Consider the following 10,900-nt stretch of genomic DNA (forward strand, 5'->3'; position numbering starts at 1 on the left):
CTGGCTCCGGACAAGGCCGCAGCCCTGCTCGCCCGTCTCCCCTGACATTCGGGGACGGTTCTTCGACGTGCGAATCTCGCACTTTCGGGGACGGTTCTTCCACATGCGAATCCCGAACCTTCGGGGACGGTTCTTCGACGTGCGAAATCCGCATGCCCGAGAACCGTCCCCAGGCGTGCGAAATTGGCACCCGAGAGAACCGTCCCCGGGAGTGCGAAAAGCGAATGCGGAAGAACCGTCCCCGGATGTGCGACGGGGACGGTTCCCGAGCTTCGCTGCGGTGAACCGTCCCCGTAGAGAGCGGATGGGTGAACGGGTCAGCCGACGTAGGGTTCGACCTCGAGAATGGTCACGTCGATCGGCTTGCCGTTGGGTGCGGAGTAGCTGGCGGTCTCGCCGATCTTCTTGCCGATGATCGCCGAACCCAGCGGGGACTGCGGCGAGAACACCTCGACCTCGGTGTTGCCGGCCAACGCCATCAACTCGCGCGAGCCCAGCAGGAAGGTGTCGGTGTCGTCGGGATCATCGTCGTAGTAGATGGTGACCTTGCAGCCGGGGGAGACCTGGTCGGCGTCGCCGGCGGGGGCCTCACCCACTTGCGCATGTCGGAGCATCGACTCCAACTGCCGGATCCGCAGCTCCTGCTGCCCCTGCTCGTCGCGAGCCGCGTGATACCCCGCGTTCTCGCTCAGATCTCCTTCGTCGCGGGCGCGCGCGATCTTGGCGGTCACCGCCGCGCGGCCGGCGCCCTTGAGATGTTCGAGTTCCGCCGTTGCGGCGTCGAATGCCTCCTGGGTCAGCCAGACCGTGTCAACCTGCTCGTCAGCCATCGAGCGAGCCTACCAACTTCCTCGAAGGTCTTCAGGAAGGCCCGCAGCTGTCCACGGTGACGGCCGTCCCGCGCTTGAAGGTGCGCAGGCTGACTTCGACCTGGGTGACCCGCTCGGTGCCCGGCGGGATCTCCACCCAGCGCTCGCCGACCCGCTCGTAGCTGACCGCCTGGACGACCAGGAAACACTTCACCGGCTGCGCCGGATCGGGGCGGTCGATAGCCAGGGTGGCCTTCAGTTCGTTGTCGGAGACCACGGAGAAGGCGTCGATCCGTCCGCTCACCGGCGGGTTCGCCTTATGGGACGCCACCCAGATCACGTAGCCGATCAGGGCCAGGATGACGAGGCCCAGGACGGCGACCGCGGCCGCCGACAGGCGTTTGGGCGGGTACCGCCGACGGATCCGTTCACGGTCTGCTGCGGTGATGGTCACCCGGACATTCTGCCCGTCCGCCGAGTGGATCGGACGCCGTCCGTTTGCGTCGCTGGGCACAATGGCGCCCATGTCCACCACCAGCGCGATCCGCGTGGACGCGTCCGGCGAGCCGCTGCGGCTGCTGCACGTCCATGCTCATCCCGACGACGAGTCGTCCAAGGGTGCCGCCACCACCGCCAAGTACGTGGCCCAGGGTGTCAAGGTGCTGGTCGCCACGTGTACCGGTGGCGAACGGGGCTCGATTCTGAACCCGCGAATGGACACCCCGGAGAACTGGGCGCGGATCTCCACCCTGCGCACCGAGGAGATGGCCCGCGCCAAGACCATTCTCGGCATCGAGCAGACGTGGCTGGGCTTCGTCGATTCCGGCCTGCCCGAGGGCGATCCGTTGCCGCCGCTGCCCGAGGGTTGCTTCGGTCTGCAGGATCCCGAGGTGGCCGCCGGGGCGCTGGTCAAGGTGATTCGCGAGTTCCGTCCGCACGTGCTGACCACGTATGACGAGAACGGCGGCTACCCGCACCCCGACCACATCATGTGCCACAAGATCTCGATTGCCGCCGTCGAGGCTGCCGCCGACCCGGACGCCTGGCCCGAGCACGGCCCGGCCTGGCAGGTCCTCAAGGTCTACTACCACATGGGTTTCCACCGGGCCCGGTTCGCGAAGCTGGACGAACTGATGCACGCCCACGGCCTGGAGAGCCCGTACGCGGAGTGGCTGAACAACTGGGAGCGGGACGAGGTCGAGGACCGGCTGACCACCTTCGTGCCCTGCGGCGACTACTTCCCGCTGCGTGACCACGCCCTGCGCGCGCACGCCAGCCAGATCGACCCGGACGGTCCATGGTTCGCGGTGCCGCTGGCCATTCAGCAGGCCGGCTGGCCCACCGAGGATTTCCAGCTGGCCAAGTCGATCGTGCCGGTCACCCTGCCCGAGGACGACCTGTTCGCGGGCATCGACACCCGAACTCCGATTACGCTCGACACATGGTCCTACTCGATCTAGCCGACGCCAGTTGGTTTCCCCTGGTGATGGTGATTGCCATCGCCGGGCTGATGTACCTGCTCTACCTCAGCATGCGACACGAGATCCGCAAGATCCGGGTGCCTCGGCGCGACGCCGAGTCACCCCAGAGTCCTACCGAGCAGTAGCTTCGTACGGAGGCACTTGCCAAGCACTCTGCGCGAACACCTGAGCGCTGATCTCGAGAGATGTCGCTGCCGGTACGGGAGGCATCGGAGTCACGCCGCGTTCCAGCGCTCGCTCTCGAGCATCTGTGCGAAGTAGCCCTCCTCTTCGGAGAGCTGGTCGTACCGGCCGTCCTGAACGACCCTGCCCTCGTGGAGCACGATGATTCGGTCCATCGTTCGCAGTGTGCTCAGCCGGTGGGCAACGACCAGCATGGTGACGCCGTACAACTCATCGATCGCCTGCTGCACGACGGCCTGGGACGGCCCGTCCAGCGCGGACGTCGGCTCATCGAGAAGCATGACCGGTGGAGTCGCCAGCAGGGCGCGAGCGATGCAGAGGCGCTGGCGTTGACCACCGGAGACATTCGACCCGCGTTGCGCGACCGTCGTGTCATAGCCGTTCGGGAGGGCATGGATCTCGCCCAGGATGTTGGCGCGACGGCAGGCGTCGTCGAGATCGGTGTCGTTGACGTTCTCCCGGCCGAGCAGAAGGTTCTCGCGGATGGTCCCGGGGAACAACGACGGCTCCTGGCTGACGTAGCCCAAGATCGTGACCAACTCGGAGCGACCGATCTCTTCGACCGGACGACCCTGGAGCAGTACCTCGCCCGAATGGCCGTGATGCAGACGTGCGAGCAGATCGAGCATCGTCGACTTTCCGCCGCCGCTCGACCCGACGATGCCGACACGCTCGCCGGCCTTGATGCGCGTGGAGAGCCCGTCCAGGGTCGGCTTCGGCGCGCCGTCGTAGCTGAAGGTCACGTTGTCGAAGACGATCGCGTCCTCGGCCGCCAGGGGCGTCGCGGGGCGGTCGGTCACGGCTGCCCTGTCCGCGAAGGAGATGTCGTACGGCACATCGAGATCGTTCAGCAGATTGTCGGCCTGCAGCGCGGCCTCGGAGCTCTCATCGAACACCCGGTGCAGTTCCCTCAGCGGTTTGGTGATGGCCAGGTACAGAAGCACCTCGCCAGCAAGATCACCAGCGGAGCGGCTCGCACCCATCGTGATCGTCACGACCAAGCACACCACCAGCCAGAACGCCTCATTCACGGCCTTACCCGCGTCGAACAGGCTCATCGCGATGTGGTGGCGAAGTTCGGTGCGCCGAAGCCGGTCACACTCGTCGCCGACGCGCCGATCGAAGTAGCCCTCCGTGCCAGAGGTGCGAATGACCTTGAGCATCGCCAGCCAGGCGCCGACCGAACCGTCGATCCTCTCTTTGGCGCTGTTGAGCGCGACGCGAATGCCGTTCTGGCTGTGGATCTGCCAGAACACCAGGCCGAAACCGGTAGGGATGACCATCGACATCACGGCACCCAGCCAGCCGTATTTGATCCAGGCCAGCACCACCGCGAAGATCGCCACCAGCAGCGCCGGGGCCAGGTCGGCTGCTCCGAGCTTGATCAGCTTCGCTGCACCCTCGACGCTCCGGTTGGCCCGGCCGTAGATCGCACCATCTGACCCCTCGCGGAACCGCTTGAGGTCCCAGCGAAGGAGATGACCGTAGATCTTCTGCCTGGCGTCGGACTCGAAGCCCGTTGTCACGGTATGCACGAGCTGGTGTTTCGCCACGTCCATGGCACTGATGAAGGCGTACGCCAGCAGCAGCAAGGTCATCGGCCAGATCGCGTCGCCGAGACCGGCCAGCGTGCCGTCCTGGAACACCGCGTCGACGAACGTGCCGACGATCACCGGCACCGCGGCGGTCGTCATGCTGCCCAGGACGATGGCCACCGTGGCCCAAGCCAGCCGTTTGCGATCTGCCGCACTCAGAGCCTTGATGAGGCGGCCCCAGATCTTCGCCGCCAAGGCCAGCCCGCCGTTGGCCCCGGTACTCTCACTGCTCACTTCGTTACGACCTTCCTGATCGCGAGGATCGCACCGCACCCGCGGAGTCCGATCACCGTCTGCTCACGACCTGACGCTCGCGCGGCTCGGCCTCGGCGTCATTGTTGCCCAGGGGGAGGATGCTCGCGCTACCCGATGCCGGGTGCCGGACAACGGCGGTGACCTCGCTCGCGCCGTCGCTCTCGGTGGCCACCGGCTCAACGATGGCGGCGAGGAAGCTCGCGCGGAGTCAGGGCTGGCGCGAACCGCGTCGGAGGTCCCGCAGTGGGGCTGTGGCCGACAGCGCTACGGCGTGGGTCGAGTGTGCCTCCATGGACCTGGCCAGGTGGTGTCGCCATCGGTCCTAGGCTGAGGGGCGGGCTGCCGCCAGCCCTCGTGGGCTGGGAAGCCAGCCGCTTGATCTGCTACCCGTCAGGAGTCCGCAGGAATGGCCAACCGGCTCGCCGAGGCGTCCAGCCCCTATCTGCTCCAGCACGCGGAGAACCCGATCGACTGGTGGCCATGGACGCCGGACGCGTTCGCTGAGGCGCGGCGGCGCGACGTCCCGATTCTGTTGAGCGTCGGCTACGCCGCCTGCCATTGGTGCCACGTGATGGCCCACGAGTCGTTCTCCGACCCTGAGGTGGCGGCCCTGGTGAACGCCCACTTCGTGGCGATCAAGGTCGACCGCGAGGAGCGTCCCGACGTCGACGCCGTCTTCATGAAGGCCACCCAGGCGCTGACCGGGCAGGGCGGCTGGCCGATGACAGTCTTCCTCACCCCGGAGGGCCGTCCGTTCTTCGCCGGCACCTACTACCCGCCGGAGCCGGCACACGGGCTGCCGTCCTTCGCCCAGTTGGTCACCGCTCTGGCGGACGCCTGGACGTCCCGGCGCGACGAGGTGCTGACCAGTGCGGACTCGATCGTGGCCCACCTCAGCGATGAGTTCGGCACCTTGCCGGCGTCCGGTGATCTCGATCTGGCGCAGCTCCCCGAGAAGGTCTCGGCCGATTTCGACCCGGTGCACGGCGGCTTCGGCAGCGCACCCAAATTCCCGGCGCCCGGGCTGATCGACGCCCTGCTGGTCACCGGTGAGCCGGCCTCGCTCGATCTCGCCCAGCGCAGCCTGGAGGCGATGTTGCGCGGCGGCATCCACGATCAGGTGGGCGGTGGCTTCCACCGCTACAGCGTCGACGCCGGCTGGGTGGTGCCGCACTTCGAGAAGATGCTCTACGACAACGCGTTGCTGCTCGGCAGCTACACCCGCGCTTGGTGCCGCACCGCCGATCACGATCGCGGGCTGCGGCTGCTGTTCGAGCGCGCCGTCCGCGGCATCGTCGACTTTCTCGCCCGTGACCTGCAGCTGGACGGCGGCGGTTTCGCCGCCAGCCTGGACGCCGACTCCTGCGACATCCGCGGCATGGTGCACGAGGGCATCTACTACGTGTGGTCGCCGGAGCTGCTTACCGACGCCCTCGGCGAAGCCGACTCCGACTGGGCCTGCGAGGTGTTCCACGTCACCCAGCGCGGCACCTTCGAACACGGCCTCTCCACCCTGCAACTGCGCGGCACCCCGGACTGGGACCGGTTCGACGCCGTCCTCGACCGGCTGCGTGAGGTGCGGTCCGGACGGTTCGCGCCGGCGCGCGACGACAAGCTGGTCGCCGCCTGGAACGGCTTCGCGATCGACTCGCTGGTGAACGCTGCGCTGGTGTTCGGCGAGCCGGGCTGGCTGGAACTCGCCGAGCGCGCCGCACAGGCGTCCTGGCTGCTGATGGTGGACGGCGAGCTGCGGCGCGCGGGCCTGGACGGCGTACCGAGCGACGCCTCCGGGATGGCCGACGACTACGGAGCGTTGGCGCTCGGCTACGCCCGGCTGGCGGGCGCGATCGGCGACGCGGTGTGGTTGGAGCGGGCGGTTGCCCTGCTCGAGACGGCGCTGCAGCGATTCGGGGCCGACGACGGCGGCTTCTACGACGCGCCGGCCGACGGCAACGGCGTCCGGCCCTTCGCGCGGGCTCGCGACACCGCAGACAACCCCACTCCGTCCGGGACGGCCTGTCTGGTCGCCGCGCTGCGCCTGGTGGGCCTGCTGGCCGATCGGTCCGACTTCGAGGTGCGCGCCGAACGGGCCGCGGCCACGCTGCTCGGCGTCCTCCAGGCGGCGCCCCGTTTCGCCGGCTGGGCGTTCGTCGACGCACTGATCGCCGACCAGGCCGCGAAGCGCCTCGCTCCCGCGGTTGCCGTGCTGGTGACGCCGGACGGCGCCCAGCTGACCGAACTGACCCGCGCAGCCGCCCGGATGGCGCCCGCCGGCACCGCCCTGGTCGCCGGTCCGGCAGGGACGCGCGGCTTCGCCCAGCACTTCGACGACCGGGACGTACGCGACGGTGAGACCACCGCATACGTATGCCGCGGAACGGTCTGCTTCGCACCGGCCACCGACGTGCGCGAGTTGCGTGCGGCGCTGTGGAAGAGGATGTAACAGGCCGGACGGGCGCGGTCCTTCCCCATGTTCCGGCTTGTGGAACGGCCTTGGTGGTGACGAAGGTGAACGACACCACCTACACGGTGGTCACCGACGCCAAGGGCTTGAGCAAGGGCCTCGCCGACGTCGACCCGGACGATGAGTTCAGCACCGAGGATGCGGACAAGGCGATCACCGATCTGCAGGACGGCGCCAACCTCCGTAACTTACGGTACCGTAGGTATATGTCCACGACCCGCGCACAGTCACTGACCCCAGCGGAGACGTCCCTCCCGAAGCCGCTGCTGCGCGGCTGGCTGCATCTGGTCATGACGCCGATCGCGTTGCTCGCCGGCATCACCCTGGTCGTTCTCGCACCCACCCAGACGGGACGGATCGGTGGCGCGGTGTGGCTGCTCGCCGCCGTCGAACTCTTCGGCGTCAGCGCGCTGTACCACCGCGGTCGCTGGGGCGAGCGGACCCAGCTGATGCTGCGCCGGCTCGACCACGCCAACATCTTCATCTTCATCGCGGCGTCCTACACGCCGCTGGCGCTGGCCCTGCTCAGCCCGCCGAGCCGGGCCGCCCTGCTGTGGTTCGTCTGGCTCACCGCGCTGGCCGGGGTGTTCTTCAATCTGGTCTGGATCTCGTCCCCGCGCTGGCTGCACACCCTGCTCTACCTGGCCATGGGGTGGGCGGCGCTCGGCTGGATCGGTGAGTTCTGGGCCAACGCGCCGCTGCCGGCGTTCGTGCTGATCGCCGTCGGCGGCTTCGTCTACAGCGGGGGCGCGGTGGTCTACGCGCTCAAGCGGCCCGACCCGTCCCCGCGCTACTTCGGCTACCACGAGATCTTCCACGCCTGCACCGTGGTGGCCGCGATCTGTCATTTCGTCGCCATCGCCCTGGTCACGCTGCGCTGAAGGCCTCGGTCGAGGCCTTGTCGATATCCGTACCTTCTCGGGACCGTGGCACTACCCGAGAGGGGGTGCCACGCCGGTATTCTGACCGGCATGGAGTTGGCCACTCGCGTCGCCCGAGTGCTGTCGGCGCTCGATCCGACCGGGTTGCTCTACCGCACCTACGAGCAGCGGCTGCTCGCCGAGTTGAGCCCCGATCGGCTGCCCCGGCACATTGCGGTGATGGCGGACGGCAACCGCCGCTGGGCTCGGCGCAACGCCCCCGACGAACCCGTCGCAGTCGGCTATGACGCGGGTGCCGACAAGCTCAAGGAGTTCGTCGGCTGGTGCGAAGAGGTGGGCATTCCGACGGTCACCGTCTGGGTGCTGTCCACCGAGAATCTGGATCGGTCCAGCGACCACGAGTTCGCGCCGCTGCTGCAGGTGATCGAAGACCTGGTGGTCGATCTCGCCGCCGACGGGCCATGGCGGGTGCAGGTCGTCGGTGACCTCGATCTGCTGCCGCCGACGATGGCCGCACGGTTGCGCCAGGCGTCCGCGAGCACCGAGGGTCGCAACGGCATGCACGTGAACATCGCCGTCTCCTACGGCGGACGCCACGAGTTGCGCGACGCCTTCCGCTCGCTGCTGGCCGCCGAGGCGGCCAAGGGCACCAGCCTGGAGGAGCTGTCCCGCACCCTGGAGATCGACCAGATCGCGTCCCATCTGTACACGGCGGGGCAGCCCGATCCCGATCTGGTCATTCGGACCTCCGGTGAGCAGCGGCTGTCCGGTTTCCTGATCTGGCAGTCGGCGCACAGCGAGTTCTACTTCCACGAGGCGCTCTGGCCCGACTTCCGCAAGGTCGACTTCATCCGCGCGTTGCGCTCGTACGCCCAGCGTGAGCGGCGCTTCGGCCGCTGATCCGCGCACTGGGGCTACAGTGCGGCGCGTGGTCATCCGGCAACCGATCCTCACCTGGTCGTGGCTGCGACTGGCCGGCGCAACCCTCATCCTGGTGGCGCTCGTCGTCCAGTTGACCGCCTCGATCTCCGCGGCGCTGGCCAATCCGACTCCGCACGGCGGCCACCTGCCGACGGTGCTGACGAACTTCTTCAGCTACTTCACGATCCTGTCGAACGTGTCCGCGGCGATCGCCCTGCTGGTCGCCGGCGGCTGGGGTCTGCGTCACGCGTCGGACGCCGTGATCGAGCCGCTGCCGATCGCGCGGCTGAGAGCCTGTGTGGCGACCTACATGATCACCACCGGCGTGGTCTACAACCTGTTGCTCCGGAATGCGCAGGTGGGCATCTCGGCACCGTGGGTGAACGAGGTGCTGCACGTCGCCGCACCGTTGCTCCTGCTGGCGGACGCGTTCTTCGCGCCCCGGCGGCGGCCGCTGCGCTGGCGGGTGCTCGTCCTGATCGTCGCTCTGCCGATCGCCTGGATCGGCTACACGTTGCTCCGCGCGAACCACGTGGTCAGCCCGATCACCGGTGACCCGTGGTGGTACCCGTATCCGTTCCTCGACCCTCACCTGGTACCGGGTGGTTATGTGGGTGTGGCCGGCTACGTCGCGGTTGTCGCGGTGGTGATCGTCGGGATCGGCGCCGGCGTCGTCGCCCTGTCCAGGTGGCGCGGCGCCGGCTGACGCTCGCGCGCCGGCCGATCGGCTAGGCCCTCCCTGAGGAAGCGCTGATCATTCACGTCATCCCGGGCTCTCAGGAGGGAGAGATCCCGGATCAAGTCCGGGATGACGATCGTGGGAGGGCTTTTCGGGCTTGGTGAGGCGGTGGTTCGGGGGCTAGCCGTCGGAGAGCAGGATCTCGCTGAGTGCGGCACGTAGGGGGTCGGGGAGGTCGATGCCGTCCAGCCGCCGCAGCACGTCCAGCGTGTCACCGGGATGGCTGATCATCGTCCAGGCACGTTCCTTGTCCGCGTAGTCGCATTGCGCGGCGTTCAGGACGTCGAACAGCCGTTCGGCGATCGTCGGGCCGCCGCCTCGCACCGGGGCGGTCAGCGTCAGCGTCACGCCGTCCGCGGTGTTCACCTCGCCGAGGTCGATGGTCAGCCGGCCGGCGCCGGGGGTGGCCACGCCGCCGTCCACGCTCGCGGCGTCGCTGATGCCGTGCAGGATCACCGTCCAGCGGCGCAGTGCCGGCACCACGTCCAGTTCGCCGGCGGCCGGGGCGATGGTGAACCGGGACGCGTCGTCGTCCCACTCCAAGGTTGTCCGGACGGCTCGCGGCACCGCCGCGTCGTCGTCCTCGTACAGGGTGAACGAGCCGATCGCGCCCGCGAAGACATGAACCTCGAACGCGGGCGGATTGCCCACCCCGTACTCCTCGGGGGCGGTCATCGGCACGATCGCGCCCGGACGGACCAGCACGGGGTAGCCGGACAGCGGGCGATGCAGCTGCACCGTCCGTCCGCCCGAGTAGCGCAGGTCGGTGAAGAAGTCGATCCAGGGGCCCTCGGGCAACCAGGTGGTCACCGCACCCAGCCCGGTGACGCGATCGGCCGGTGCGGTGATCGGCGCCACCAGCAGCTTCGAGCCGAACAGGAAGGTGTTGCGCGAACCGTAGGCGCGCTGCACGTAGACGTCGCCCTGCCGATGCACGTGATACAGCGGACGGCACAGCGCCCGGTTGGTGCGGTGCGCCCGCTCGTTCATCGTGTACAGGTAGGGCAGCAGCCGGTGCCGCAGCCGCAGGAAGTCGACCATCACCGCGGCGTGCTCGGCTGGATAGTTCCATGGCTCCTTGCCCATGAACCGGCTCAGCGTGGAGTGCAGCCGGTTGATCGGCGAGAAGGTACCCAACTGGAACCAGCGAGTGACGAGTTCGTTGTCGCGGTAGCCGAACATGTGGCCGCCGATGTCGTGGCTCCACCAGCCGAAGCCGATGTTGGCGGCCGTCGCGGTGAAGCGTGGCTGGAACTCCAGGCTGCCCCACGAGTTGATCGTGTCGCCGGAGAAACCCACCGGGTAGCGGTGCGAACCCGGTCCGGCGTAGCGCGAGAAGGTGATCGGACGCTGCCCGCGCCGCGCGCTGTCCAGGTAGTGGAAGTGGTTCAGCAGCCACAGCGGATCGAGTCCGGCCAGCGATGAATGGGTGCCCTGTTGCCAGTCCAGCCACCAGAAGTCGACGCCGGAGTCCTCCAACGGGTGGTGCACCTGCTCGAAGTAGTTGGCCAGGAAGTGCTGGTCGGCGATGTCGAAGTCGACCGGCTGCTCGGTGGCCGGGTCGATGCCCAT

The 10,900-nt window shown here is 68.2% G+C and carries 10 protein-coding genes; 6 read left to right on the top strand and 4 right to left on the bottom strand.

The window, feature by feature from the left end; translation table 11 throughout:
- Positions 1–317: 317 nt before the first annotated feature.
- The gene (gene greA / locus Q0066_RS08820) at positions 318–830 is read right to left on the bottom strand and encodes a transcription elongation factor GreA (RefSeq protein WP_298132091.1); all 513 of its coding nucleotides are present in this window, start codon (positions 828–830) and stop codon (positions 318–320) included.
- Positions 831–861: 31 nt separating this feature from the next.
- On the bottom strand, positions 862–1,263 hold the full coding sequence (locus Q0066_RS08825) for a DUF4307 domain-containing protein (protein WP_298132093.1): 402 nt from the start codon (positions 1,261–1,263) through the stop codon (positions 862–864).
- A 70-nt stretch (positions 1,264–1,333) separates the two neighbouring features.
- Between Q0066_RS08825 and mca the strand changes: the two genes are divergently transcribed.
- Together mca and Q0066_RS08835 are read left to right on the top strand one after the other, a co-directional pair.
- Complete coding sequence (gene mca, locus Q0066_RS08830) at positions 1,334–2,269, top strand: mycothiol conjugate amidase Mca (RefSeq protein WP_298132095.1); 936 nt, start codon at positions 1,334–1,336, stop codon at positions 2,267–2,269.
- Complete coding sequence (locus Q0066_RS08835; RefSeq protein WP_298132097.1) at positions 2,251–2,415, top strand: hypothetical protein; 165 nt, start codon at positions 2,251–2,253, stop codon at positions 2,413–2,415. Before mca ends, Q0066_RS08835 begins: the two co-directional genes overlap by 19 nt.
- Positions 2,416–2,505: 90 nt before the next feature.
- On the opposite strand, the gene Q0066_RS08840 is transcribed toward Q0066_RS08835, so the two are convergent.
- The gene (locus Q0066_RS08840; protein ID WP_298132099.1) at positions 2,506–4,302 is read right to left on the bottom strand and encodes an ABC transporter ATP-binding protein; all 1,797 of its coding nucleotides are present in this window, start codon (positions 4,300–4,302) and stop codon (positions 2,506–2,508) included.
- 427 nt (positions 4,303–4,729) lie between these two features.
- Here Q0066_RS08840 and Q0066_RS08845 point away from each other — a divergent pair, with 427 nt between their 5' ends.
- The 4 genes from Q0066_RS08845 to Q0066_RS08860 all read left to right on the top strand — a co-directional run bounded on the left by Q0066_RS08845 (position 4,730) and on the right by Q0066_RS08860 (position 9,295).
- A complete protein-coding gene (locus Q0066_RS08845) occupies positions 4,730–6,766 on the top strand; it encodes a thioredoxin domain-containing protein (RefSeq protein ID WP_298132101.1) in 2,037 nt (678 codons plus the stop codon).
- Between the two features lie 65 nt (positions 6,767–6,831).
- Positions 6,832–7,668 (top strand): hemolysin III family protein, encoded by an 837-nt coding sequence (locus Q0066_RS08850; RefSeq protein ID WP_298132103.1) that lies wholly within the window; start codon positions 6,832–6,834, stop codon positions 7,666–7,668.
- An 81-nt stretch (positions 7,669–7,749) separates the two neighbouring features.
- Positions 7,750–8,568, top strand: a complete 819-nt coding sequence (locus Q0066_RS08855) for an isoprenyl transferase (protein WP_298132109.1) — start codon at positions 7,750–7,752, stop codon at positions 8,566–8,568.
- A 28-nt stretch (positions 8,569–8,596) separates the two neighbouring features.
- The gene (locus tag Q0066_RS08860) at positions 8,597–9,295 is read left to right on the top strand and encodes a Pr6Pr family membrane protein (RefSeq protein WP_298132105.1); all 699 of its coding nucleotides are present in this window, start codon (positions 8,597–8,599) and stop codon (positions 9,293–9,295) included.
- Between the two features lie 153 nt (positions 9,296–9,448).
- On the opposite strand, the gene Q0066_RS08865 is transcribed toward Q0066_RS08860, so the two are convergent.
- Positions 9,449–10,900 (bottom strand): TIM-barrel domain-containing protein (locus Q0066_RS08865; RefSeq protein ID WP_298132107.1); only part of this gene is annotated, 1,452 nt, incomplete at its 5' end.

The sequence above is a fragment of the Micropruina sp. genome, from assembly GCF_027492755.1.
In the GTDB taxonomy this organism is placed as follows: Bacteria; Actinomycetota; Actinomycetes; order Propionibacteriales; family Propionibacteriaceae; genus Micropruina.

Bases quoted from the DNA above. Each gene is read 5' to 3' on its own strand.
- greA (WP_298132091.1), bottom strand. From the start codon at position 830: ATGGCTGACGAGCAGGTTGACACGGTCTGGCTGACCCAGGAGGCATTC.
- mca (WP_298132095.1), top strand. From the start codon at position 1,334: ATGTCCACCACCAGCGCGATCCGCGTGGACGCGTCCGGCGAGCCGCTG.
- Q0066_RS08835 (WP_298132097.1), top strand. From the start codon at position 2,251: ATGGTCCTACTCGATCTAGCCGACGCCAGTTGGTTTCCCCTGGTGATG.
- Q0066_RS08845 (WP_298132101.1), top strand. From the start codon at position 4,730: ATGGCCAACCGGCTCGCCGAGGCGTCCAGCCCCTATCTGCTCCAGCAC.